Annotated in this window: 22 protein-coding genes and 1 pseudogene; 7 read left to right on the forward strand and 16 right to left on the reverse strand. The window is 62.1% G+C overall.

Translation table 11 applies throughout. The features are described from left to right. The first annotated feature begins 30 nt into the window (after positions 1-30). On the forward strand, positions 31-789 hold the full coding sequence (locus H0W47_RS04110; RefSeq protein ID WP_296921111.1) for a 3-hydroxyacyl-CoA dehydrogenase: 759 nt from the start codon (positions 31-33) through the stop codon (positions 787-789). Here H0W47_RS04110 and H0W47_RS04115 read toward each other — a convergent pair. Continuing rightward, on the reverse strand, positions 786-1,706 hold the full coding sequence (locus H0W47_RS04115; RefSeq protein ID WP_296921113.1) for a LysR family transcriptional regulator: 921 nt from the start codon (positions 1,704-1,706) through the stop codon (positions 786-788). The genes H0W47_RS04110 and H0W47_RS04115 overlap by 4 nt on opposite strands. Before the next feature lie 190 nt (positions 1,707-1,896). Between H0W47_RS04115 and ggt the strand changes: the two genes are divergently transcribed. The 3 genes and pseudogenes from ggt (at position 1,897) to H0W47_RS18620 (ending at position 4,928) form a co-directional block, all read left to right on the forward strand. Further along, a complete protein-coding gene (gene ggt / locus H0W47_RS04120) occupies positions 1,897-3,765 on the forward strand; it encodes a gamma-glutamyltransferase (protein WP_296921116.1) in 1,869 nt (622 codons plus the stop codon). Between the two features lie 535 nt (positions 3,766-4,300). After that, a pseudogene (locus H0W47_RS18615) lies at positions 4,301-4,573 on the forward strand (cyclic nucleotide-binding domain-containing protein); the annotation flags it as partial. A gap of 244 nt (positions 4,574-4,817) precedes the next feature. Beyond that, positions 4,818-4,928 carry a hypothetical protein gene (locus H0W47_RS18620; RefSeq protein ID WP_367265082.1) on the forward strand — a complete coding sequence of 37 codons (111 nt, stop codon included), beginning with the start codon at positions 4,818-4,820 and terminating at the stop codon, positions 4,926-4,928. A gap of 170 nt (positions 4,929-5,098) precedes the next feature. Here the strand turns inward: H0W47_RS18620 and H0W47_RS04130 are convergent, their stop codons facing one another. Together H0W47_RS04130 and H0W47_RS04135 are read right to left on the reverse strand one after the other, a co-directional pair. After that, entirely contained in the window at positions 5,099-6,007 is a 909-nt protein-coding gene (locus H0W47_RS04130; protein ID WP_296921121.1) for a YihY/virulence factor BrkB family protein, read from the reverse strand. Between the two features lie 95 nt (positions 6,008-6,102). Continuing rightward, the gene (locus H0W47_RS04135) at positions 6,103-7,749 is read right to left on the reverse strand and encodes an acyl-CoA synthetase (protein ID WP_296921123.1); all 1,647 of its coding nucleotides are present in this window, start codon (positions 7,747-7,749) and stop codon (positions 6,103-6,105) included. A 135-nt stretch (positions 7,750-7,884) separates the two neighbouring features. Here H0W47_RS04135 and dnaG point away from each other — a divergent pair, with 135 nt between their 5' ends. Next, positions 7,885-9,846, forward strand: a complete 1,962-nt coding sequence (gene dnaG, locus H0W47_RS04140) for a DNA primase (protein ID WP_296921125.1) — start codon at positions 7,885-7,887, stop codon at positions 9,844-9,846. A 303-nt stretch (positions 9,847-10,149) separates the two neighbouring features. After that, the gene (gene rpoD, locus H0W47_RS04145) at positions 10,150-12,549 is read left to right on the forward strand and encodes an RNA polymerase sigma factor RpoD (RefSeq protein WP_296921127.1); all 2,400 of its coding nucleotides are present in this window, start codon (positions 10,150-10,152) and stop codon (positions 12,547-12,549) included. 119 nt (positions 12,550-12,668) lie between these two features. Here the strand turns inward: rpoD and H0W47_RS04150 are convergent, their stop codons facing one another. From H0W47_RS04150 to H0W47_RS04200, 11 genes are all read right to left on the reverse strand, one after another. Then, on the reverse strand, positions 12,669-13,700 hold the full coding sequence (locus H0W47_RS04150; protein WP_296921129.1) for an aldo/keto reductase: 1,032 nt from the start codon (positions 13,698-13,700) through the stop codon (positions 12,669-12,671). A 9-nt stretch (positions 13,701-13,709) separates the two neighbouring features. Beyond that, entirely contained in the window at positions 13,710-14,108 is a 399-nt protein-coding gene (locus tag H0W47_RS04155; RefSeq protein WP_296921131.1) for a hypothetical protein, read from the reverse strand. 70 nt (positions 14,109-14,178) lie between these two features. Next, the gene (locus H0W47_RS04160) at positions 14,179-14,604 is read right to left on the reverse strand and encodes an AsnC family transcriptional regulator (RefSeq protein ID WP_296921133.1); all 426 of its coding nucleotides are present in this window, start codon (positions 14,602-14,604) and stop codon (positions 14,179-14,181) included. Then, on the reverse strand, positions 14,601-14,981 hold the full coding sequence (locus H0W47_RS04165) for a GIY-YIG nuclease family protein (protein ID WP_296921135.1): 381 nt from the start codon (positions 14,979-14,981) through the stop codon (positions 14,601-14,603). The genes H0W47_RS04160 and H0W47_RS04165 overlap by 4 nt, the downstream gene beginning before the upstream one ends. A gap of 165 nt (positions 14,982-15,146) precedes the next feature. Then, positions 15,147-16,100, reverse strand: a complete 954-nt coding sequence (locus tag H0W47_RS04170; protein WP_296921137.1) for a Gfo/Idh/MocA family oxidoreductase — start codon at positions 16,098-16,100, stop codon at positions 15,147-15,149. After that, positions 16,101-16,967 carry a class III extradiol dioxygenase subunit beta gene (locus H0W47_RS04175; RefSeq protein WP_296921139.1) on the reverse strand — a complete coding sequence of 289 codons (867 nt, stop codon included), beginning with the start codon at positions 16,965-16,967 and terminating at the stop codon, positions 16,101-16,103. It lies immediately after the preceding gene. Between the two features lie 2 nt (positions 16,968-16,969). Next, entirely contained in the window at positions 16,970-17,413 is a 444-nt protein-coding gene (ligA, locus tag H0W47_RS04180) for a protocatechuate 4,5-dioxygenase subunit alpha (protein ID WP_296921140.1), read from the reverse strand. A 2-nt stretch (positions 17,414-17,415) separates the two neighbouring features. Continuing rightward, positions 17,416-18,342, reverse strand: coding sequence for an amidohydrolase family protein (locus H0W47_RS04185; RefSeq protein WP_296921142.1), 927 nt, complete (start codon positions 18,340-18,342; stop codon positions 17,416-17,418). Between the two features lie 20 nt (positions 18,343-18,362). Continuing rightward, complete coding sequence (gene ligK, locus H0W47_RS04190; protein WP_296921144.1) at positions 18,363-19,046, reverse strand: 4-carboxy-4-hydroxy-2-oxoadipate aldolase/oxaloacetate decarboxylase; 684 nt, start codon at positions 19,044-19,046, stop codon at positions 18,363-18,365. 1 nt (position 19,047) lies between these two features. Beyond that, entirely contained in the window at positions 19,048-20,082 is a 1,035-nt protein-coding gene (locus H0W47_RS04195) for an amidohydrolase family protein (RefSeq protein ID WP_296921147.1), read from the reverse strand. Between the two features lie 23 nt (positions 20,083-20,105). After that, a complete protein-coding gene (locus tag H0W47_RS04200) occupies positions 20,106-20,819 on the reverse strand; it encodes a substrate-binding domain-containing protein (protein WP_296921149.1) in 714 nt (237 codons plus the stop codon). Positions 20,820-20,924: 105 nt separating this feature from the next. On the opposite strand from H0W47_RS04200, the gene H0W47_RS04205 reads away from it, so the two are divergent. Next, positions 20,925-21,854 carry a LysR substrate-binding domain-containing protein gene (locus tag H0W47_RS04205; protein ID WP_296921151.1) on the forward strand — a complete coding sequence of 310 codons (930 nt, stop codon included), beginning with the start codon at positions 20,925-20,927 and terminating at the stop codon, positions 21,852-21,854. 15 nt (positions 21,855-21,869) lie between these two features. Here the strand turns inward: H0W47_RS04205 and H0W47_RS04210 are convergent, their stop codons facing one another. Then, complete coding sequence (locus H0W47_RS04210) at positions 21,870-22,775, reverse strand: NAD(P)-dependent oxidoreductase (protein WP_296921152.1); 906 nt, start codon at positions 22,773-22,775, stop codon at positions 21,870-21,872. A 32-nt stretch (positions 22,776-22,807) separates the two neighbouring features. Continuing rightward, complete coding sequence (locus tag H0W47_RS04215) at positions 22,808-23,788, reverse strand: tripartite tricarboxylate transporter substrate binding protein (RefSeq protein ID WP_296921154.1); 981 nt, start codon at positions 23,786-23,788, stop codon at positions 22,808-22,810. Positions 23,789-23,947: the final 159 nt, after the last annotated feature.

Below are 23,947 nucleotides of genomic sequence, written 5' to 3' on the forward strand. Positions count from 1 at the left end.
TCTCCCTTTCACACTTCCTAAGGAATTCTCATGGACATCGCAGGCAAAGTATTCATCGTCACCGGCGGCGCGTCGGGCCTGGGCGAAGGCACGGCACGCATGCTGGCAGCCGAAGGCGGCAAGGTCGTGATCGCCGACATGCAGGTTGAAAAAGGCGAAGCAATTGCGAAAGACATCGGCGGGGCCTTCGTCAAGTGCGACGTCAGCCAGGAAGCCGACGGCCAGGCTGTCGTCGCCAAGGCTGTGTCCATGGGCAAATTGATGGGCCTGGTCAACTGTGCCGGCATTGCGCCCGCGGAAAAAACCGTGGGCAAGAACGGCGCGCACAAGCTCGACGTGTTCAGCAAAACCATCATGGTCAACCTGATCGGCAGCTTCAACATGATTCGCCTGGCCGCTGACGCGATGTGCAAGAACGAGCCCGAAGCCACCGGCGAGCGCGGCGTGATGATTTCCACCGCATCCGTTGCGGCTTACGACGGCCAGATCGGCCAGGCCGCCTACAGCGCCTCCAAGGGCGGCATTGTTGGCATGACCTTGCCCATCGCGCGCGACCTGGCACGCAACGGTATCCGCAACATGACCATCGCCCCCGGCATCTTCGGCACACCGATGATGTTCGGTATGCCGCAGGAGGTGCAGGACTCGCTGGCGGCATCGGTGCCCTTCCCCAGCCGTCTAGGCACGCCGCAAGATTACGCCAAACTGGCGCAGCACATCTTTGAAAACGACATGCTCAACGGCGAGGTAATTCGCCTTGACGGCGCGATTCGCCTGGCGCCGCGCTAAGCCCCCGTACGCACGGCTGCCAGCTTTTCCTCGAACAGCGCGGCCAGCCGGTCGATGACTTCGGTCACCCGCGCTGGCACATAACGCCTGCTGGGCAGCACAACGTAAAGGGGTGCGGGCTCACCCTGATACCCGGGAAACAGCCGCACCAGTGCGCCGCAAGCCAGCGCCGCTGTCAAACCCAGTTCCGCTTGGTAAACAATGCCTCTGCCTTCCACCGCCCATTGTTGGGCGATGGAGGCGTCGTTGCAAGACAAGCGCCCCCGCACCCGCACATCCATTGGCGCGCCATCGGCTTTGAAATGCCAGGTATCCAGCCGGTGGCCGCGTACGTGATAGACCAGGCACTCATGCTGCGCCAGCTCGCACGGAGAAACTGGCGTGCCACGCTCTGCCAGATAAGCCGGGCTGGCGCAGGCCACACGTTGTGCCGGCGCCAACAGCCGCGCTGTGTGGCTGGAGTCGGCCAGCGGCCCGTTGCGCAGCGCCATGTCGATGCCCTCGCGCACCAAGTCCAGCTGGGCATCACTGACCTGCAGATCGATGCTGATGCCGGGGTTGGACTTGGCGAATTCAGCCAGCCACCAGGCCAGCATCTCGCGCGCCAGCGCCGCCGCCACCGTGATACGGATAGTTCCGGTCAGACCGTGCGTGCCCACCCGCACCAGCGCCTGACCTTCGGACACCAGTTCCAGCGCTCGCCGCGCATGGTCGATCATGACCTCGCCCTCTGTGGTGGGCCGCACTGAGCGCGTGGTGCGTTCGAACAGAAGCACACCAATTGACTTCTCCAGCCGCTTGAGAGCGGCACTAACGGCAGCCGTGCTAAGGCCGCAGCGCTTGCCGGCGGCTGTGAGGCCTCCGGTCTCGGCGATGGCCAAGAGCACGCGCAGGTCGTCGAGATTGTGAAATTCCATGGAAGAGTTAATTCTGCTTGCCTGCATTGTGGACCGGCGCCCAGGCTCGTATAGTGAGCGCTGCAGGCCGCGAGCCTGCGCACCTTGCCGACCACAACACAGGAGATTCTATGGGCCCCCGTTTCATTTGTTTGTTGCTCTCCAAGGGAGCGTATGCCACGTTTGAGGCCCATCGGCAGGAGTCAGGGACATGAAAAAACCCGTCTTCACCGCCCTCGCCGCGGCCGCCCTGCTTGCGGCCTGCGCCTCAGCGCCCTCCAACTTCAGCTACCAGATCCCCGCCGACGAGGTAGCACGGGGCAACAAATATCTGCAGCCTGAAGGCTCCTCCGGCTACACCGACAAACCCGGTTGGGCCACCACCAAATATGCCGTCGCTGCCGCCAACCCGCTGGCCACCGACGCTGGCTACCAGGTCCTCAAAGCCGGCGGCTCAGCCATTGACGCAGCCATTGCCGTGCAGATGGTGCTCACACTGGTCGAGCCGCAATCAAGCGGCATCGGCGGCGGCGCTTTCCTGCTGCACTCCAGTGGCAGCAAGGTCGAGGCCTTCGACGGCCGCGAAACCGCACCTGCGGCGGTCGACGAAAAACTCTTCATCGGCGCCGATGGCAAACCGATGGCGTTTATCGACGGCGTGGTCGGCGGCCGCTCTGTCGGCGTGCCGGGCACCGTACGTATGCTGGAGATGGCGCACAAGCAGCACGGCAAGCTGCCATGGGCGCAGTTGTTTGCGCCGGCCATCACGCTGGCCGAAGGCGGCTTCACGGTCAGTGCGCGCCTGGCCACCCTGCTCAAGACCGAGCCACATCTGAAAAAAGACCCGGTTGCGGCGGCCTATTTTTACAAGCCCACCGGTGAGCCCCTCGATGTGGGCACCAGACTGCGCAACCAGCCGCTGGCCGACGTGCTGAAGAAAATTGCCGCCAGCGGCTCCAAAGGTTTGCTTGAAGGCGAGGTTGCGCAAGCCATCGTCGACAAGGTGCAAAAACACCCGACCAACCCTGGCAAGCTGAGCATGGCCGACCTGGCGGGTTACCAGGTCAAAACGCGCGACCCGATCTGCCACGACTACCGAGCCCAAGCACGCGACTACCGCATCTGCGGCATGCCGCCCCCCAGCTCAGGCGCCATTGCTGTTGGGCAAATTCTCGGCATTCTGAACAACACCAACGCAGCCAAGCTGCCGCTGGGCACAGGATCAGGCGGCGTCCCAGGCACCGTCGGAGCCGCACCGTCCGCCGACTGGCTGCACCTGTACACCGAGGCCTCGCGCCTGGCCTTTGCCGACCGCGCGCAGTACCTGGGCGACCCAGACTTTGTGCAGCCTCCGGGCGGCAGCTGGATGAGCCTGCTGGCACCCGCCTACCTGGCGGAGCGCGCCAAGCTGATCGCGCAGGAGCCTAACGGTCAAAGCATGAAAACCGCCAAACCGGGCGTTCCCGGCACGGTGAAACTTGCCTACGCACCCATGCCCGACCAGCCCGAGTACGGCACCTCGCACATCAGCATCGTCGATGGCTATGGCAATGCCGTGGCCATGACCACGACGATTGAAGACGCGTTTGGCTCACGCCAGATGGTCCGAGGCTTCCTGCTCAACAACGAGTTGACCGACTTCAGCTACGCACCCACCGACGCTGACGGCAAACCAGTTGCCAACCGCGTTCAGCCCAACAAGCGGCCGCGTTCGTCCATGGCACCTACGCTGGTGTTTGACAAAGCCACCGGCCAACTCGTGATGAGCGGCGGCAGCCCGGGCGGTGCGCTGATCATTCACTACACCGCCAAGACGCTGTACGGCGTTCTGAACTGGGGAATGATGCCGCAGCAGGCGATCAACCTGCCCAACTTCGCCTCACTCAACGGCCCGACGCTGCTGGAAGAAAAACGTTTCTCGCCAGACACCGTCGAGGCTTTGAAATCCCGTGGTGCAGAAGTGCGCGAGATGAACATGACCAGCGGCCTGCAGGCGATTGCCCGCGGCCAGGCACATGGCACACCGATGCTGCTGGGCGGCGCCGATCCGCGCCGTGAAGGCGTGGTGATGGGTGACTGAGAGCAAAAAACGACTTGCGCCCATATTCCACGGGCGCAAGTAGCTACATTTTTAATAGCAGATCAAGCTGGCCGGCGGCTTTGCCGGCCAGTTTTTCTTTTTCCGTTTCGCCGGTGCACCTTGGTTCGAGGGGCGAATAGGCTGGCCTTCAGAAGTTAGCCGCCATCGCCAAACACGCTTAGGGCGACGTCCGGCCACACGATCACAGCCGTCCCTGGGACCGCTAACAACACACTCACAAAGATGACGGGCGCGCCAGTCAGGTGGCCTGAAGGGGGGGTTCCTTCACAGCCATACCCCGCGCATATTGCCCGGAGGTCCCGATTCGCGCGTAGCCTGAAACCATCTGAGCGCCCAACCAACCGCGGTCCGCGCCCTCACCCAAACAATCTGCGCGGGCACGTACGATTTCGCACATCCGTCTGCCCGCCTCCGGCCATAAGCTGCAGCTGTCTTCAACCACCATCGAAAGAACAGCCATGAACAGGATTACAAAACGAGTGGCTCGCCACCGACCGACGAGGCGATTGAGCGCGTGGCACGCGTCTGTTCATGGCGGCGGTATGAGGCCGGCCAGGCCGTCATCACGCGCAGTTCAGTGAGTTGCGATCTCTGCTTTCTTATCTCGGGTCGGGTACGTGCAACCGTTTACACCGCCTCGGGCAGGCAGGTCACTTTCCGCGACCTGGCCGAGGGCGAGACAGTCGGCGCCATCGCGGCCGTTGACGGCGGGCCGCGTTCGGTCGATGTCGTGGCGCTGACGGAGGTGCTCGTCGCCGTGATGACGCCGCCGGATCTCAACGCCCTCTTGCGCGAAAACCCTCTCGTCGCCGAACGGTTCACCCAACACCTCGTTCAGCTCATTCGCCGCCTGACCGAGACCGTCATTGAACTGAGCACCTTGGGCGTCGTGAACCGCATCCACGCCGACTTGCTCCGACTGGCGCGCGAGGCCGGCGCGGAGCCGACCGGCCCCTGCGTGTTAGCCCGCGCCACGCCACGCGGACATCGCCGCGCGGGCCAGCACGACACGCGAGCAGGTTACGCGCGAACTGTCTTCACTGGCCAAGCTGGGCCTGGTGGTCAAGCATCCGGACGGCATGCTGATCTGCGATGTGACCACACTTGAGCGCATGGTGGAGCGGGCGAGCTACGATGCGTGATTCAAAGTAAAAAGTGGTCTGCGCCCTTTACCGACTGGCGCATGCAGCTACCATTTTTATAGCTTTTTTGTCATTGCGGACTTGATCCGCAATCCACGCCGGCATATGCGCGAGAGTAGTTGATGCACGTGGATCCCGGATCAAGAATGGAATGACACTGCGGGCCTCACTCAGCCCGTTCGCATCGGCTCGGCCGGCGCATCCTGCTTCGCGGTGCCTACACGCTCGTACTCCGAGATCACCTGCGCGCCCAGCAGCAGCAGGGTGGCCGCGATTTCCAGGCTGAGCAACACCACGATGGAGGTGGTGAGCGAGCCGTACACCAGGCCCACCTGCGACAGGGTTCCGAAGTACCAGACCAGCAGGTGCCGCGTCACCTCCCAGAGCAATGCCGCCGTGATGCCGCCTATCAGCGCGTGGCGCAGTGACGGCTTGCCGACCGGCATCACCATGTAGACCGAGGTCAATACAAAAATCTCTCCGCCGAGTCCGAGCAGGTAGAGCAGCACGCCGGAAAATCCATCGAGCGACCAGCTGGTGCCGAAAAACTCGATACTTTGGTCGCCCAGCGCCGCAAAACTGCCCGAGACTAGCGTGACCAGAATCAGGCCGGCCCCCAGACACAGGATGTAAACATAGGGCAGGATGGCCGACACCAGAAAATGGCGGCGCCGAATGGCCACTCGGTGCAAAAAGATCACCGACATCGCGTTTTCCAGCACGGTGAAGGCCAGCGAGCTGAAAAACAGCATGGTGATCAGCAGCACCCAACCCATCAGCTCGCGGTGCGCCAGAAAATTTTTCAGCTCGCCGACGATGAAGTCGGACTGCCCGGGTGCTAGCCAGCCGATGTAGCGGCCCAGCGCCTCCAGCAGCTCCGACTGGTCCACCACATGCGACAGTGCAATCGCCATCAGGATCAGCAGCGGAATGATGGACAGCAAGGCGTAATAAGCCACGGCACCGGCCAGCAGCAGTCCCTGGTTGGCGCGAAAACCCAGCAGCACCCTCAAGGCAAAAGTGCCGGGGTGGCGGATCACATAGGCAGCTTTGGGGCCAGGAGTCATTGGTGAGGTCATTTTTTAACAATAAAAAACTGCCTCAAACCCTTATTGCACGGGCGCCAGCAGCTATATTTATCATAGCAAATATACCTGCCACAGACGCCCTGGCATCACACATCGATGGCCGCTGCCGAGCCCGCCTGCTTGCGCAGCTCGAACTTCTGAATCTTGCCGGTGGCGGTTTTCGGCAATTCACCAAACACGACCGCTCTCGGCACCTTGAAGCCCGCCAGGTACATTTTGCAGTGCGCCACGATGTCGGCGGCCGTAGTGGCTGCGCCGGATTTCAGCTCAACGAAGGCGCAGGGCGTTTCATCCCAGCGCTCGTCAGGCTTGGCCACCACGGCCGCAGCCAGCACGTCGGGGTGGCGGTAGAGCACGTCCTCGACCTCGATGGAAGAGATGTTTTCACCGCCAGAAATAATGACGTCCTTGCTGCGGTCCTTGATCTTAATGTAGCCGTCAGGGTAAGTCACCGCCAGGTCGCCGGTGTGGAACCAGCCGCCAGCGAAAGCTTCCTCGGTGGCCTTCGGGTTCTTCAGGTAGCCCTTCATCGTGATGTTGCCGCGGAACATGATCTCGCCCATGGTCTCGCCGTCTTGCGGCACAGGCTGCATGGTTTCGGGGTTGATCACGCAGGCGCCTTGCTGCAAGTGATAACGCACGCCCTGGCGCGCGTTCAGGCGGGCCCGCTCGCCAATGTCCAGCTCGCCCCAGGCCGCGTCCTTGGCGCACACGGTCGCCGGGCCATAGGTTTCGGTCAGGCCGTAAACGTGAATCAAATCAAAACCCAGTCGCTCCATGCCTTCGATCATCGAGGCCGGTGGCGCGGCGCCCGCCACCATGGCCTTGACGCCGCGCGGCAGGCCAACCTTCATCTCATCAGGCGCATTGACCAGCATGCCGTGCACGATGGGCGCGCCGCAATAGTGGGTCACGCCATATGTCCGGATCGAATCCAGGATGGCGCCCGCCTCGACTTTTCGCAGGCAGACGTTGACACCGGCTCGCGCCGCCACCGTCCACGGAAAACACCAGCCGTTGCAGTGAAACATCGGCAGCGTCCACAAATACACCGGGTGTTTGGGCAAGTCCCATTCAAGAATGTTGCTGATCGCGTTGATGGCTGCGCCGCGGTGGTGGTACACCACGCCCTTGGGGTTGCCGGTGGTGCCGCTGGTGTAGTTCAGCGCAATCGCGTCCCACTCGTCGTCCGGCAGGCGCCAAGCAAAGGTCGCATCGCCGGTGGCTACAAACTCGTCGTAGAAGATGCTGCCGAGGCGCTCCACCGGTCCGGCGTACAGCGTGTCCTGCACGTCAATCACCAGCAGCGGCGTGGTGGCCTGGCGCAGGGCCAGCGCTTTTTTCATGACACCGGCAAACTCCGGGTCAACGATGAGCACCCTGGCTTCACCGTGGTCCAGCATGAAGGCAATGGTTTCGGCATCCGGCCGCGTGTTCAGCGCATTGAGCACCGCACCCGTCACCGGAATGCCGAAATGCGCCTCCACCATCGGCGGCGTGTTGGGCAGCATCACGGCCACCGTATCGCCCTTGCCTATGCCGTGCTTCTTCAGCGCACTGGCCAGTTGCCGGCAGCGCGAGAAAAGCTCGGCCCAGTTCCTGCGCAGGCCGCCGTGCACCACGGCCAGGCGGGTCGGGTAGACGTCGGCTGCGCGTTCGATGAATGACAGCGGCGACAGAGCCGCGTGGTTCGCCCCGGTTCGGGGCAGATCCTGGTCAAAAATGCTGGGCATGAATGTCTCCTCCGGGTCGGTCGCCGGCTTCGCCGGTGGTCCGGCCATGGTAGCCCCACGGCGGCTCTGAAGGCTGACAGTCTTGCAACATCCTGGGCGGGGCGTGGTGTCAGGCACCCGGGGCACAATACAACTGTGACCATTCCCCAATCATTCATCCAGGAGCTGCTGGCGCGCGCTGACGTGGTGGACATTGTCGGGCGTTATGTGCAGCTCAAAAAAGGCGGCGCCAACTTCATGGGGCTGTGCCCCTTCCACGGCGAAAAATCGCCCTCTTTCAGTGTCAGCCCGTCGAAGCAGTTTTACCACTGCTTTGGCTGCGGTAAAAACGGCAATGCCATCAGCTTTTTGATGGAGCACGGCGGCATGACTTTCGTCGAAGCCGTGAAGGACCTGGCCCAGCAGTATGGCCTGCAGGTGCCCGAAGACGACGTCTCGCCGCAGGAGCGCGCCCGCGCCGCCAAGCAACGCGAGCAGCAGTCGACATTGACCACCGTGCTGGAAAAAGCTGGTATGGCCTACATCAAACATTTGCGGGCGACGCCGCGGGCCATCGACTACCTCAAGGGCCGCGGCCTGTCGGGCGAAATCGCGAAAACCTTCGGCCTGGGCTACGCCCCCGAAGGCTGGCGCGCGCTGGCCAGCGTCTTCCCTGACTACAACGACCCGCTGCTGGTCGAAAGCGGCCTGGTCATCACCGGCGAGCCAGGCGAGGAAAACGCGCAAAGCGAAACCAAGCGTTACGACCGCTTCCGCGACCGCATCATGTTCCCTATCCGCAACGTCAAGGGCGAATGCATAGGGTTTGGCGGTCGGGTACTGGGCGACGAAAAGCCCAAGTACCTGAACTCGCCCGAAACCCCGGTGTTCAGCAAAGGTCGCGAGCTCTACGGCCTGTTCGAGGCGCGCAGCGCCCTGCGTGAACATGGCTACGCGCTGGTCACCGAGGGCTACATGGACGTGGTGGCGCTGGCCCAGCTTGGTTTTGCCAACGCGGTGGCCACCCTGGGCACGGCCTGCACCAGCGACCATGTGCAAAAGCTGTTCCGCTTCACCGATGCGGTGGTCTTCAGCTTCGACGGCGATGGCGCCGGCCGGCGCGCCGCGCGCAAGGCGCTCGACGCGGCCCTGCCCTTTGCCAGCGACGTGCGCAGCGTCAAGTTTTTGTTCCTGCCGGCGGAGCACGACCCCGACAGTTTCATCCGCGCCAACGGCCAGGACGGTTTTGCCGCTGCGGTGGCCAAAGCGGTGCCGCTGAGCAAGTTCATGCTGGAGGCCGCTGGCGAGGGCTGCGAGTTGGACACCGCTGAGGGCCGCGCCCACATGGCCAGCAACGCGCGCCCGCTGTGGAGCCTGCTGCCCGACGGCACGCTCAAACGCCAGTTGCTGGCCGAGATCGCCGACCAGGTGCTGATCGACAGCCGCGAGCTGCTGCAGATCTGGCAGCCGGCAAACGCGCGGGACTATAAAAACAATAGCAGCTTGCGCCCATCCGGCAAGAGCCAGAGGCCAAAAACACCCGAAATATCGACTTCCATGTCGTATGAAGAGGCGTTTTCCGGCAACTTTTCCGACCTGCATGACGAGGGTGCTTATGCCGCCTCGCTGCCCATGGTTGCCAGCCCGTCCGGCCGCAGCTTTGCCGCCAAAGGTGGCAGCACCCGGCCAGTCCGGCGCATCGCCGGCCGCGTTCTGCCCGCCAGCCGCGAGGACCGGGTGCTGCGCCTGATGCTGACCGACCCGCAGAGCTGGGAAAAGCTCAGCGGCGAGGAGCATGCGCTGCTGTGCGAGCTGCCGGCGCCGCACGGCCCGCTGTTTGTCTGGCTGGAAAGCCAACTGCATGAACACGGCCCGCAGCCCTGGGCGGCGTTGCGCGAGGGCTTGCGCGAGCACCCGCACGAGAAGCACGCGATCGACCAGATCGCCCAGCTCCTCGAGGGCATTGAGTGCGACTGGGACGAGGTGCGCGCCATTCTGGACCAATTGCTCAAGCTCAAGCGCCAGCAGGACATGGTCGATTTGCTGCCCCATGTCATGACCGACCCGGCCGCGCGCCAGCGGTACGAAGAACTCTCGGCCTTGCTGAAAAAAAGCTGATTTCAGGCGCATTTTGATGCCCAAAAATGAGGCATCAGGGTATAATCCGATTTTCCGCTACGGCAAGCGCGACAGCAGCACCTCCGGCAACCGCCCCCCGCAAGAACGGGACCGCACTGGTTGAGGGCAATATCTCCGCAAGGACTGCACACCAAATGTTCGCCCAAACAACTTGCCTGGGGGCCTGAAAAGGCCCCTGAATGCCCAGCCCTCCGGCTCCGGGCATTTTTTGTGCCTGAGCCCCGATTACGCCGGTGCCGGGAACCCAGTCTGTTGAAGGAAGTTTCATACCGGGAGTTCGTCATGCCTGCTCAAAAAACCAGCAAGTCCGCCAAAGCCGTGCCCAAGTCCAAAGCCGCAGTCAAAACTGTCGCCCGACCGCCTGTCAGCAAGGCTGCCAGCAAGCTTGAAAAACCCGCAAAAACCGCCATCTCCAGACCAGTTCCCGGCAAAAAGGCCTCAGTACCCAAAGCGCCCCTGAAATCTGAAAAGCCCGTCAAGAAAGTCCCCCCTGTGCTGACCAAATCCCCTGCCTCTCCCGCCAAACCCGTCGCCAAAAAAGATGTCCCGCTGAAGGCCGCGCCGGCCGCAGTTGTTGCCGAAGTGCCTGTCAAGAAAAAACCCGGCCGGCCACCCAAAAGTCCGGCTGCAGCCGTCGAAGCCGGTGGCGCCAAGCGCGGTCGCAAACCCAAGCTGGCTGGCAAGGTTGATGGCGACGAGGACATGTCGGATATCGAAGACGACCTGGTCGGCGAACCGGTGGCGGAGACGACTGAAAAGGTCAAACCGCTGCGCATGAAAATCAGCAAGGCGAAAGAACGCGCCTTGATGAAAGAATTCGGCCTGGACGAAACCGTCCTGTCCGAAGAAGACATGGCCAAGCGCCGTGCGCGCCTGAAAGCCCTGATCAAGCTCGGCAAGACGCGCGGCTACCTGACGCATGGTGAAATCTCCGACCACCTGCCCGACAAGCTGATCGACGCTGAAACCCTCGAAGCCGTCATCGTTACCCTGAACGATCTCGGCGTGGCTGTGTACGAGCAGACGCCTGACGCGGAAACCCTGCTGATCACCGCCAACGCCCCCGCCGGATCAAGCGAAGAGGAAGCCGAAGAAGCCGCTGAAGCCGCCCTGTCCACCGTTGACAGCGAGTTCGGCCGCACCACCGACCCGGTCCGCATGTACATGCGCGAGATGGGCACGGTCGAGCTGCTCACGCGTGAAGGCGAGATCGAAATCGCCAAGCGCATCGAGGGCGGCCTGATGAAGATGATGGAAGCCATCTCCGAAAGCCCGGCCACCATCGCCGAAATCCTGCGCCTGGGCGAGGACATCCGTGAAGGCAAGGTCGTCATCTCCACCGTGGTGGACGGTTTTTCCAACCCCAACGAAGCCGACGATTACGTGGCCGAGGAAGATTTTGACGAGTTCGACGAGGAAGACGACGACGACGGCAAGGGCGGCTCCAAGGCGCTGACCAAAAAACTCGAGGAGCTGAAAAAGGAAGCGCTGACGCGCATCGACACCATCGCCTCGCTGTTCGAAAAGGTTCACAAGACCTACGACAAAGAAGGCTGGGGCACACCCGCCTATGTGAAGGCGCAAAAGGCACTGAGCGACGAGCTGATGACGGTTCGCTTCACCGCCAAGACGATTGAAAAACTCTGCGACCTGCTGCGCGGCCAGGTGTTGGACGTGCGCAAGAAGGAACGCGAGCTGCGCCGCATCATCGTCGAGAAATGCGGCATGCCGCAAGAAGTCTTCATCAAGGACTTTCCGCCTAACCTGCTGAACCTCAAGTGGGTCGAGAAACAGGTGGCGTCCGGCAAGCCATGGTCTGTCACCATGGCGCGCAACATCCCGCCGATTCAGGAACTGCAGACCAAGCTTGGCGAACTGCAGGCCCGCGTGGTGGTGCCACTGGCCCAGCTCAAGGACATCAACAAGCGCATGAACGAAGGCGAGACCAACTCGCGCGACGCCAAGAAAGAGATGATCGAGGCCAACTTGCGCCTGGTGATATCTATCGCCAAGAAGTACACCAACCGTGGCCTGCAATTCCTCGATTTGATCCAGGAAGGCAACATCGGCTTGATGAAAGCCGTGGACAAGTTTGAATACCGCCGCGGCTACAAATTTTCGACCTACGCCACCTGGTGGATTCGCCAGGCGATCACACGCTCCATCGCCGACCAGGCGCGCACCATCCGCATCCCGGTGCACATGATCGAGACCATCAACAAGATGAACCGCCTGTCGCGCCAGCATCTGCAGGAGTTCGGCTTCGAACCCGACGCCAGCATCCTGGCCGAGAAGATGGAGATTCCTGAAGACAAGATCCGCAAGATCATGAAGATCGCGAAAGAGCCGATCTCGATGGAAACACCGATTGGCGACGACGACGATTCGCACCTCGGCGACTTCATCGAGGACAGCGCCAACACCGCACCGCTGGAAGCCGCCATGCAGGCCGGTCTGCGCGATGTGGTGAAAGACATCCTCGACAGCCTGACGCCGCGTGAAGCCAAGGTGCTGCGCATGCGTTTCGGTATCGAGATGTCCACCGACCACACACTGGAAGAAGTCGGCAAGCAGTTCGACGTGACGCGTGAGCGTATTCGCCAGATCGAAGCCAAGGCCCTGCGCAAGCTCAAGCACCCTTCGCGTTCAGACAAGCTGCGCAGCTTTATCGACACGCTGTAACGCCAGGCCGGCAACAAAAAAAGCCGCATCCCGTTTGACGGGTTACGGCTTTTTTCATGGGCGAAGTTACAAGCATTTTTGGCCTGCAGCCCTTGTCTGGATTGCATGAGCAGCTATTATTACGATAGCAAATCACGCCTGCGGTTGCAGACGTCAAATTCCTCGGTATCCACTTCGCTGGCGCTCTGGGCGCTGTAGCGCTGGCCGGTCACCGTCTGCTGGTTGATCAAGGCCTCGAGCTTCGCCAGCAACCCGACATCCAGCTGTACTTCCACCGCGCCCAGATCGTCCTGCAGATGCACCACACTGGTGGTGCCGGGAATCGGCACGATGTGCGGTGCCTTGTGCAGCAGCCAGGCCAGCGCCAGTTGCGCCGGCGTACACCCGGCCTCCAGCGCCAGGGCCCTGTACGGCGGCAGCAGCTGGAGATTGGCGGCGTAGTTGTCGGCGGCAAAACGCGGCATGGCAGCGCGGATGTCTTTGGCCTGCAAGGTGCTGACATCGTGCAGCGCGTCGCACAGAAAGCCGCGCGCCACCGGGCTGAAGGCGACAAAAGCGGCGCCGATCTCGCGGCAGGCATCCAGCACCGCGATCTCGGGGTTGCGGGTCCACAGCGAATACTCGGTCTGCACCGCGGCAATGGGGTGCACTGCATGGGCCTTGTGCAAGGTCGCTGCCGATACCTCGGACAAACCAATGCTGCGCACCTTGCCCTCACGTACCAACTCAGCCATGGCCCCCACGCTGTCTTCAATCGGCACCTTTTTATCCCAGCGGTGCAGGTAATACAGGTCGATCACATCTGTCTGCAGGCGCTTCAAGCTGTCTTCGCAGTTTTTGCGAACGGTCTCGGGCCGGCCGTCGATGACACGTTTGATACCGTCGTCAAACTGCACACCTGCCATGCCGCCCTTGCTGGCCAGCGTGAAACGGCTGCGGTGTTTGGACAAGACCTTGCCCACCAGGGTTTCGTTGGCGCCAAAGCCATACAGCGCCGCCGTGTCGAACAGGGTGACGCCGGCATCGAGCGCCGCCAGCAGCACACGTTCGCCCTGCTCTGCCGTGGGTGGCGTGCCGTAAGCATGGCTCAGGTTCATGCAACCCAGGCCTATGGCTGAAACGTTGAATCGGCCTATGGTTCGCTCTTGCATCACTCAAGCTTAACTGGAAACGAAACTGCTCCGGGGAGCCCTCATCCGCTGACCTGCGAGCAGCAGCCACGCGCTTCCCCCATATGCAGCCACCAGGTCATGCGTGGCCTCAGCCCATGCGGGATGGCTAGTGTCCACGCCCAGTTCCTGGATGAAATCCGCCTGAACGACCATGAACTGGCGCCGGTAAGGCAGCAGGAAGGCTTGCGGATCGGCCTCAAGCGCCGCCCGCGCCTCCTCGTACCTTGCCAGCCACAGGTTCAGCAGAATGCCTGTCCGCGGCGCGTGCCAGAAGGTCCCCATGTCGTCGTCCCGCGCCGCCACGCCTCCCAGCACCACCCGCGCGTGCTCCCAGTGGGCAAAGCCCACTTCGCGCGCGACCTGGTTTAGGCAATAGCGCAGGCGCATCCCGGCGGAGCCCGCCGGGCGGCGTTGAGTCGAAGCCGCGCACGTGTCTTCAACTCATCCAGCAGCGCTGTCACGTGAGCTCCAGCGCGCTGCTGCGGCATAGCTGTGACAACACGCTCCTCAAGCTCTCGCGCGCCGCAGCATCCGTGCCCGCCAGCGCGTCTGAACAAACAGCCTCGGCGGTCACTGCAGCCTCGGTCACCCGCGCACGTCCGGCCGGCCGCAGGGTCACCACGCGCCCGGGCTCACGCTGCAGGTAGCCCGTCTTTTCCAGAGGCGCAAGCTGCCGGAGCACCCCCGACATACGCACACCCAGGGGGCGCTCAAGGTCAACCAGCGGCAGGCGCCCGCCTTCGGCCTTCGACAGGAGGCGCAGCAGCATGAACTCGCCCAGGCTCAGGCCATGAAAAAGGCCCAGAACGTCGTCCAGTTTCAGTGTGAGGCTTGAATGAGCAAGGCTGACCCTCAGGCAATCGTCAAGTGCATCGGTTTTCATACGCCCAGCTCCTCGCGCCACATCGTCAGCAAACCGGCCAGCTCCGCCTTGTAATCGAAGGCGGGGTCGTCCCGCCGCTTGACGAGGTCTATGACCTCGAAGCGGCAGTTGTCCGGCCCGAGGGCCAGCCAGTCGTTCTGCAGTTGTTTGTCGCGGTGGGACTTGTGGTCCAGCTCGAAGCGGGCGCGGTTCATCGCCGCGTGCACGTTCATGCTGGCCTCCACGATCACGCGGCCACTGGACAGGCTGCGGATGGCGTAGATGCCCATGGGCGGCGGGGTTTCCCGGTACTGCTTTTTAAGCTCGCTGCGGCTGCGGCCGGCAGAAGCCGGCGCGGGGATATCAGGGAAAGAAGGGGCAGAAGAGGCAGATGCCATGACAAGACTCCTGGGTACGTTGGAGGCCAATCCCGCGCTTGGCCAACGAACCCGTGATCTGTCAGGTTGAAAAGAGAATGAATGAAGGAGGGTGAGAGCCTCTTGTGCGGGCAGGCGCCCCTCAGCGCCTGAACCGCAATTATAAACACCCGCGTGGCCAACACCCTAATTGAGCTGCTGCTCAAGCTTGTGCAGCACTTCATAACAAGCCAGTACCTGGGCCACGTTGCTGTTGGGTTCACGCCCCTCGCGGATGGCAGCAAAAAATTCGCGGTCCTGCAGCTCTATGCCGTTCATGGACACATCCACCTGGCTGACGTCGATTTTTTCTTCCTTGCCGTTGAACAGGTCGTCGTAACGCGCGATGTAGGTGGCGCTGTCGCCGATGTAACGGAAGAAGGTGCCCAGCGGACCGTCGTTGTTGAAGCTCAACGACAGCGTGCAGATCGCGCCATTGGCGGCCTTGAGTTGAATGCTCATGTCCATGGCAATGCCCAGGCCCGGGTGAATCGGCCCCTGCATGGCGTTGGCCTGAACAACCGGGCTGCCACACTGGTAAGCAAACAAATCAACCGTGTGCGCTGCGTGGTGCCACAACAGGTGATCGGTCCAGCTGCGCGGCTGGCCAAGCGCGTTCATGTTGCTGCGGCGGAAGAAATAGGTCTGCACATCCATCTGCTGGATGTTGAAGCGGCCCGCCGCAATTTCCTTGTGCACATACTGGTGACTCGGGTTGAAGCGGCGGGTGTGGCCGCACATGGCGACCAGGCCGGTCTGCTTCTGCAGCGCCACCACCTCCTGCGCGCCCTTGAGCGTGTCGGCCAGCGGGATTTCGACCTGCACGTGTTTGCCGGCCTTCATGCAGGCGATGGACTGCTCGGCGTGCATCTGCGTCGGCGTGCACAGGATCACGGCATCGACATCCTTTAGCGCCAGGCTGGCGGCCAGGTCGGTGCTGACGTGGGCGATGCCGTATTTGGCAGCGACTTCTTTGGTCTTCTCGAGATCACGGCTGATCAGCGAGACAACTTCCACGCCGTCTATGTTCTTGATGCCGTCCAGGTGTTTGATGCCGAAGGCGCCGGCGCCTGCCAATGCGACTTTGATGGTTTTGCTCATTTACTTGTTCTCCAGAATCAAATGGCCCACCGCCGTATTGCTGGCGGGCACATGGTAAAAGCGGTGCGCAACCTTCGGCGCGGGGCCACCGGCCACGTCGGCCATCGCGCCCCGGGCGATCAGCCACATCACCAGCTCTATGCCTTCAGAACCGGCTTCACGCACATAGTCAATGTGCGGCTTGGACGCCAGGCCTTCCGGGTCGGCGATCAGCTGGTCCAGGAAAGCATTGTCAAATTCCTTGTTGATCAGTCCGGCACGCGGGCCCTGCAACTGGTGGCTCATGCCGCCGGTTCCCCAGATCTGCACATTGAGCGGTTTGTCAAAACTCTCAATCGCCTTGCGTATCGCCTTGCCCAGCTCGAAGCAGCGCCGGCCCGAAGGCACGGGGTACTGCACCACGTTGACGGCGAACGGAATCACAGGGCAGGGCCAGGCCCCTGTAACCGGATCTTGCTGGCCACACATCAAAGACAGCGGCACGGTCAGGCCGTGGTCCACGTCCATCTTGTTGACAATGGTCAGGTCAAAGTCCTGCTGGATCACCGACTGCGCGATGTGTGCCGCCAGCTCGGGGTGGCCCCGTACCACCGGCACCGGGCGCGGGCCCCAGCCTTCGTCGGCCGGCGTGAAGGACTCTGCACAGCCGATGGCAAAGGTGGGAATCATGTCCAGGCTGAATGCCGTGGCGTGGTCGTTGTAAACCAGAAAAATCACATCTGGCTTGTTCTCCGTCATCCAGTGTTTGGAGAAGTCGTAGCCATTGAAGACAGGCTGCCAGTAGGACTCGCCGCTTTTGCCGAGGTCCAGTGCCGCGCCAATGGCGGGGACGTGCGAGGTGTAAACCGATGCGCTGATTTTTGCCATGGTCATGAATTCCGTGTTGCGTCGGCTTTGCCCTGCGGTTGGCGGTGGGCCTGCGCCGTGCCATCTTCGCCAACCACGCGGTTGCCTTCGACCGAACGGCCACCCGCGATCATCATGTTGCGGTATTCGTCCTCGGTCATGCCTGTCATGCTGCCAGCCATTTGCTGAAAGCTCTTGCCATCGGTCGCACCTATCTTAGCCAGAAAGTAGATGTTGCCGCCGGCCTTGATGCAGCGGTTCAGGTCACGCGCCAGCACCGCCTGCTTTTGCTCCTCGGTCATGGGCCACTCGTCCAAGTAGGCGCGCTCATTGGCCTTGAAGCGCTCACGGTTGGTCGCCTTCATCAGCGACATGCAGAACTGGTTCAGGTGGTAGCCAAGGCGCGACTGCTCGGCATCAAAAATGGTGGTGCCGGGCACGTCAAGATAAGGTTTTTCGAGGGACATGGTCAGCTTGCCCAGTAAAGCCGTGTCGGGTTATCGACCAGCAGTTCTTGTTGCAACTCGGGGGTGGTGGCGATCTGGGGAATGTAGTCCACCAGCAGCCCATCGTCGGGCATGTGGTCTTTCAGATTCGGATGCGGCCAGTCGGTACCCCAGAGCACGCGGTCAGAAAAAGTCTCCACCAGGCGCCGCGCAAAGGGCACCACGTCCTGGTAGGCGTGCTGCTGGCCGTTCAGGGCCGGCGGTCCGCCCAGGCTCAAGCGCTCGGGGCAGCTGACCTTGCTCCAGATGTTGCTGTGCTCACGCATCATCTTCACAAACAGCTCGAACTCGGGGCCGTCCACCGGCTTGCTCACATCAGGCCGACCCATGTGGTCCACCACCACCGTGGTGGGCAGCGCGGTGAAAAAGTCGTAGAGCTCGGGCAAGTCCTGCGCTTCAAAGTACACCACCACATGCCAGCCCAGCGGCGCGATGCGATTTGCAATTTCGAGCAGCACTTCACGCGGCGTGAAGTCAGCCAGACGCTTGACAAAATTGAAGCGCGTGCCACGCACACCGGCGGCGTGCATGTCCTGCAGCTCCGCATCAGATACATCCCGCCCGACCGTGGCCACACCACGTGCCTTGTTGTCCGAATGCCTGAGCGCATCGACCAGCGCGCGGTTGTCGCTGCCATGGCAGGTGGCCTGCACAATCACGTTCTTGTCAAAGCCCAGGTTGTCTCGCAGCGCAAACAGCTGCTCTTTCGAGGCATCACACGGGGTGTATTTGCGCTCTGGCGCATAGGGAAATTGCGCACCGGGGCCGAACACGTGGCAATGCGCGTCGACTGCGCCAGCCGGCAATTTGAAACGCGGTGTGGCGGGGCCGTCATACCAGTCCAGCCAGCCAGGCGTTTTGGCGAAGTCGCCGCTTGCAGCTTTTGTCATGGTCAGAGTCAGTCCGTATGTCAGTCGATGTATTTGAGGCCAGCTTTGGCCAGCGGCTCACGCATGTTGTACATGTCCAGGCCCAGGATACCGGAAGCGAGTTTGTTGCGTTTTTCACCCTCGTTGGCCTCACGCGCCCGCGCGGCATCCAGCGTTTTGCCGGCCAGCGCCGCCGGCACCACCACCACACCGTCGTCGTCGGCCACCACCACATCACCGGGGTTAACGATCATGCCGGCACACACCACCGGAATGTTCACAGAACCCACCGTGGCCTTGATCGTGCCCTTGGAACTGATGACCTTGCTCCACACCGGAAAGCCCATCTCGGTCAGTGTTTTCACGTCACGCACACCGGCATCGATGATGAGGGCACGCGCACCATGCGCCTGAAAGCTGGTGGCCAGCAGGTCACCAAAATAACCATCGGTGCATTCGGCGGTGATGGCAGCCACCACGATGTCACCGGGCTGAATCTGCTCGGCCACGACATGCATCATCCAGTTGTCGCCGGGGTGCAGCAGCACCGTCACCGCGGTGCCGGACACCAGGGCGCCCGCATAAATCGGCCGCATACATGGCTTCATTAGGCCGACACGGCCCATGGCCTCATGCACTGTGGCTGAGCCCAGCGCCGCCAGGCCGTCGGCGGCTGCGCGGTCGGCGCGTGTGATGTTGCGGTAAACAACGCCCAGTTCGTGCATGCTATTTCCCCTTCTTTTTGAGCAAGGTATCCAGCCGCGAAAACACGCGGCGCGCATTGCCTTCGTAAATCTGGTGCTTGTCATCGGCGCTCAGTATCTTGCTGGCTTCGATGTAGCGCTTGGTATCGTCGTAGTAGTTGCCGGTGGTCGGGTCAATGCCGCGCACCGCACCAATCATCTCGGACGCAAACAAAACGTTTTTGACGGGGATCACCGTGTTCAGCAGGTCAATGCCCGGCTGGTGATAGACGCAGGTGTCAAAGAAAATATTGTTCATCACATGCTCGCTCAGCAGGGGCTTTTTCATCTCCTGCGCCAGCCCGCGAAAGCGCCCCCAGTGGTAGGGCACGGCGCCGCCGCCATGGGGAATCAAAAACTTCAGGGTCGGAAAGTCCTTGAACAAATCACCCTGCACACACTGCATGAACGCCGTGGTGTCGGCATTCAGGTAGTGCGCGCCGGTGGTGTGAAAGCAGGCGTTGCAGGATGTAGAGACATGGATCATGGCCGGTAGGTCGTACTCCACCATTTTTTCGTAGATCGGGAACCAGTGTTTGTCGGTCAACGGCGGGCTGGTCCAGTGTCCACCCGACGGATCCGGGTTCAGGTTGATGCCAACCGCGCCATATTCCTTCACACATTTTTCCAGCTCGGGAATGCAGGTCTTGGGGTCCACGCCAGGTGACTGCGGCAACATCGCCACCGGTACAAAATGATCGGGGAAAAGCTCGCTGACGCGGAAACACAACTCATTGCAGATCGCCGCCCAGGTGCTGGAGACATTGAAGTCGCCGATGTGGTGCGCCATGAAACTTGCACGCGGCGAGAACAGCGTGACGTCGCTGCCGCGCTCTTTCATCAGCTTGAGCTGATTCGTCTGAATGCTTTCGCGCAGCTCGTCGTCGCTGATTTTGAGGTCTGCCGCTTTCGGCATGACGGTCGCATCCTTGATGCCGGCAATCTGCTTGTCGCGCCACTCTTCCAGCGCCTTGGGCGCCGTCGTGTAGTGGCCGTGACAGTCAATGATAAGGCTCATGCTTGCTCCTGTATTTTCATTTTTCAGGCCGGGTCCATGCCCTGGCGCTTTTTGGCTTGGTCGGCCTGCTTTGATGTCATGTGGTCCAGCATGGCGCGCACGCTCTCGCTGTGCGGAGAGCCGGCCACCACACTGCGGTGTATGCCAGCCGAAAAAGTGGCGAGGATCTGGATGGCTGGCGGCAGCGGGCCAACCAGCGTGATGCCTTCGACGTGCAACAACTCGCTGAGCTGCTGAAATCCCAGCGCCACCTCGCCACGCGCCACCATTGTGCCGACCGGCACGCCAGGCGGCGCCTGCACCATGCGGCCTGCCATCTCGCTGGTGATGCCCCAGCGCTCAAACAATCTGGCCAGCGCAACGCCGCTGGGCCCGGTCGAATAACTGACGCTGGTCGCGACCAACACGGCGCGTTTCACCGCGTCTTCCGAGCTGATATCGGGCACCGGCTCACCGGCACGCACCGCCACGGCAACGCCGGAGCGCACCAGATCGCGCCTGCTGCCGACCTGCAAATGACCTGCCGCAATCAGTTTGTCGATGGCGTCAGAGGCAAGCACCACCACATCGAATGTTTCGCCGGCCTGCACACGTTTGGCAGCATCCACACCGCCCACCGCTTCTATCGCTACCGTGCAACCGGACTGCTGCTCAAAGGCAGACACCAGTTCGACCAGCACCTGGCGGGTGGCCATGGAAGAGATGCCCTTGATGATTGCGGGTGCCGTGTTTGCCATGGCCTCATTCTGGTGGCTTCCGCGCGCCAGACAAAGGCCTTGCCCCGACTATCAGGTATGCCAGTTGGGCATAATTAAACAAAGGTTATCTAAAAAGACAAAACCATGGACCTCAAACAACTCGAGTACTTTGTGCGGGTGGCCGAACTCGGCAGCTTCACACGCGCCTCCATTGCGCTGGACATTGCCCAGCCAGCGCTGAGCCGCCAGGTTCGCCTGCTGGAAGTCGAGTTGCGGCAAAACCTGCTGACCCGCACTGGACGCGGCGCGATACCGACCGAAGCCGGCAAGCTGCTGCTCAAACACGGGCGCGGCATATTGCACCAGGTGGAAGTGGCGCGCGAAGAACTGGCTGCCGTGCGCGGCGGGCTGGCGGGGCGGGTGTCCATCGGCCTGCCGCCCAGCCTGTCCAAACTCATCACCGTGCCATTGACGCAGGCCTTCAGGCAGCACCTGCCGCTGGCGCAACTGACACTGACCGAGGGCTTTTCGGTGTTGATGCAAGAAGGCCTGCGTGTCGGCAACCTCGACATGGCCGTGCTTTACAACTCGGAACGCTCACCCGAGCTGGAAACCATCACACTGCATTCGGAAGAACTGGTGCTGATTTCACGCAGGGACAGCGTCAAGCCGTCCACCAAAAAAACCGGCACAGGCAAGCGCCAGCCCATCAGCCTGGTCGAAGTCGCCGCCCTGCCCCTTATCCTGCCGAGCCGCCCCAATGCCTTCCGCATTCTGGTCGAAGGCGAAATGATCACGATTGGCTGCAAGCCGCAAATCACACTCGAGGTGGACGGCCTGAACGCCATCCTGAGTCTGGTGCGTGAGGGCATGGGCCATGCGGTGCTGCCCAGCTACACGCTGAGCAACGTGGAAGACCCGGCCCCCTTTACCCTGCGCAGCATTCGCTCACCGCGCATCATGAGTGAACTGATGCTGGTGCGTTCTGCCCGCCGCGCCAGCACCGACACGCAAAAAATGGCGGTTGAAGTGGTGACCTCGGTGGTGGTTGACACGCTCAAGCCCTACGCCTAACACCGCGGCCGGCTGTTACGGCAGTTTGGGTGTGGCAGCCAGCAAGCGATCCGCATAGTCCTGCCAGCGCGCGTCTTTGCCAATACCGCTGAACAGGCCCTGCTTGGCCTGATCGGCCACCCACTGCTGCTTGCCGGCAATGGCTGAAGCCATGAAGGGCTCAAAGCCCGGCCCGGCCTCATGCATGGTGTGGGCCGCCTCGCGCATTTCCTCGGCCCGGCGCTGGCCGTGCTGCACCACGCGGCTGAAAAAATAAGCGCCCTGCTTGTCCCAGTCAATGCTGGGAAAGGTTTCGGCCAGCGTCGGCAGTACAAAATCTTCCACGCCGTAGGCGCGTGCGGTGGTGTAACTCTCGATCACCAGCGCCTCCAGGCCCTTGATCATCACGCTGCGGCACATCTTGATAGCGCTGGCCACGCCGACCTGCTCGCTGACAGCCTTCGCATTCATGCCCCACTCCGTCAGCACGGCAGCCAGTTCGGCCCCGCGTGCGCCGCCCAGCAGCATGGGCACCTTGATGCCATAGGGCGGCACCGAGGTCATCACCCCAGCCTCGATATAGTGGGCATCCGCAGCGGCTATCAGCGCCGCCGCCTGCTGCTTGGTGCCCGGCGAGGCCGAGTTGAGGTCCAGAAAAATCGCGCCCGGCCGGATGTGCGCTGCAGCCGCCTGTGCCACCGCCAGGGTCCTGGACGCCGTCACGGCGGAAATGATCAGGTCGGAACGCCTGCACAGCTCCGCCATGGAACTGCATGCATGCACACCCGCCTGCGCCGCATGGGCCATCGGCTCGCCGCGCAGTGCCGCCGTTTCGAATTGGATGTCCCATGTGCTGGCGCCCGCCAAGCGGTCCTTCAAGCCGGCCGTGAATATCCGGCCAACCTCGCCGTAGCCAACCATGCCCAGGTGTTCAAACTTCACGACGGACGCTCCTATAGGAACCGGTTTGTAACTTATTGCGCGGGGATTCTCGCGCGGACAATCACCTCGCCCCAGCGCTTTGTTTCGCCAGCCAGCAGCTCCGCCGCCTGCTCGGGCGAGCTGGCACGGGCCTCGACGTTCAGGTCGGCCAGCTTCTTTTTGACATCCGGCGAGTTGAGCACAGCGGTGATGTCCTTGTTGAGCCGGGCGATCACGTCTTTGGGAGTTTTGGCCGGCGCGGCCAGCGCGTTCCAGCTGGACGCCACAAATGCCGGCAAGCCGCTTTCCTTCGCGGTGGGCACATCCGGCAGCACGGCAGCGCGTTTTTCGCCGGTGACTGCGAGCGCACGCAGGGTGTTGGCCTTGATCTGCGGCAGCACCGGGCCCAGGATTTCCAGCGCAGCATCGATCTGCCCGCCGCGCAAAGCGGTGATCACCGCCGGCGTACCGTTGAAGGGAACAATCTGCATGTCCACACGCGCACTGGTCTTGAACAGCTCGGCCGCCAGATTTTGTGTGCTGCCGACGTTGATGCTGCCGAGGTTGAGCTTGCCGGGGTTGGCTTTGGCAAAGGCCAGCAGTTCGCCCAGGTTTTTGAACTTCGAGTCGGCCGGCGTGATGATGGCAATATCAAAAAAGCCCAGCGTGGACACCGGCGCAAAATCGCGGACGGTGTCAAAGGGCAAGGACTTGAACAGGCCCGCGCTGACTGCCGTGCCGTTGGACATCAGCAGCAGCGTATGGCCGTCCGGCTCGGCCTTGGCAACCGCGTCACCGGCCACCACGCCCCCGGCGCCCGGCTTGTTTTCGATCACCACCGCCTGGCCGAGCGACTCACCGAGTTTTTGTGCCACCGTCCGGGCGGTGAGGTCGGCCACGCCACCGGCGCCAAAAGGCACGACAATCCTGACGGGTTTGGACGGGAAGTTTTGCGCGCTGGCCGAAGAGGCCAGGAGCAAAAAGGCCACCAGGCCGGGGGCAAGGGGGCCGGAGGCAAGGCGTAGAAAAGTCATGGCGGTGTCTCCTGTTTGGTGTTCCTGATACCGGGCATCCGTCCACGGCGGGGGCCGGATGCAGTTAAAAATGAAGAGAGAAACCGGCTCCAGCCCCCGTCAGTATTGCGTGAGTAGCTACAAATTCAATAGCATAGCGGATGGGTCTCCCGGTCGACC

It is taken from the genome of Polaromonas sp. (genome assembly GCF_013817205.1).
Classification (GTDB): Bacteria; Pseudomonadota; Gammaproteobacteria; order Burkholderiales; family Burkholderiaceae_C; genus Polaromonas.

Excerpts from the sequence above, each read along its gene's own strand:
- H0W47_RS04215 (WP_296921154.1), bottom strand. The coding sequence starts at position 23,788 with ATGACTTTTCTACGCCTTGCCTCCGGCCCCCTTGCCCCCGGCCTGGTG.
- H0W47_RS04185 (WP_296921142.1), bottom strand. The coding sequence starts at position 18,342 with ATGACAAAAGCTGCAAGCGGCGACTTCGCCAAAACGCCTGGCTGGCTG.
- ligK (WP_296921144.1), bottom strand. The coding sequence starts at position 19,046 with ATGCACGAACTGGGCGTTGTTTACCGCAACATCACACGCGCCGACCGC.
- H0W47_RS04110 (WP_296921111.1), top strand. The coding sequence starts at position 31 with ATGGACATCGCAGGCAAAGTATTCATCGTCACCGGCGGCGCGTCGGGC.
- H0W47_RS04205 (WP_296921151.1), top strand. The coding sequence starts at position 20,925 with ATGGACCTCAAACAACTCGAGTACTTTGTGCGGGTGGCCGAACTCGGC.
- rpoD (WP_296921127.1), top strand. The coding sequence starts at position 10,150 with ATGCCTGCTCAAAAAACCAGCAAGTCCGCCAAAGCCGTGCCCAAGTCC.
- ligA (WP_296921140.1), bottom strand. The coding sequence starts at position 17,413 with ATGTCCCTCGAAAAACCTTATCTTGACGTGCCCGGCACCACCATTTTT.
- H0W47_RS04135 (WP_296921123.1), bottom strand. The coding sequence starts at position 7,749 with ATGCCCAGCATTTTTGACCAGGATCTGCCCCGAACCGGGGCGAACCAC.
- H0W47_RS04175 (WP_296921139.1), bottom strand. The coding sequence starts at position 16,967 with ATGGCAAAAATCAGCGCATCGGTTTACACCTCGCACGTCCCCGCCATT.
- H0W47_RS04200 (WP_296921149.1), bottom strand. The coding sequence starts at position 20,819 with ATGGCAAACACGGCACCCGCAATCATCAAGGGCATCTCTTCCATGGCC.
- H0W47_RS04165 (WP_296921135.1), bottom strand. The coding sequence starts at position 14,981 with ATGGCATCTGCCTCTTCTGCCCCTTCTTTCCCTGATATCCCCGCGCCG.
- H0W47_RS04195 (WP_296921147.1), bottom strand. The coding sequence starts at position 20,082 with ATGAGCCTTATCATTGACTGTCACGGCCACTACACGACGGCGCCCAAG.
- H0W47_RS04130 (WP_296921121.1), bottom strand. The coding sequence starts at position 6,007 with ATGACCTCACCAATGACTCCTGGCCCCAAAGCTGCCTATGTGATCCGC.
- ggt (WP_296921116.1), top strand. The coding sequence starts at position 1,897 with ATGAAAAAACCCGTCTTCACCGCCCTCGCCGCGGCCGCCCTGCTTGCG.
- H0W47_RS04115 (WP_296921113.1), bottom strand. The coding sequence starts at position 1,706 with ATGGAATTTCACAATCTCGACGACCTGCGCGTGCTCTTGGCCATCGCC.
- H0W47_RS04170 (WP_296921137.1), bottom strand. The coding sequence starts at position 16,100 with ATGAGCAAAACCATCAAAGTCGCATTGGCAGGCGCCGGCGCCTTCGGC.
- H0W47_RS04155 (WP_296921131.1), bottom strand. The coding sequence starts at position 14,108 with ATGCGCCTGCGCTATTGCCTAAACCAGGTCGCGCGCGAAGTGGGCTTT.
- H0W47_RS04160 (WP_296921133.1), bottom strand. The coding sequence starts at position 14,604 with ATGAAAACCGATGCACTTGACGATTGCCTGAGGGTCAGCCTTGCTCAT.
- H0W47_RS04150 (WP_296921129.1), bottom strand. The coding sequence starts at position 13,700 with ATGCAAGAGCGAACCATAGGCCGATTCAACGTTTCAGCCATAGGCCTG.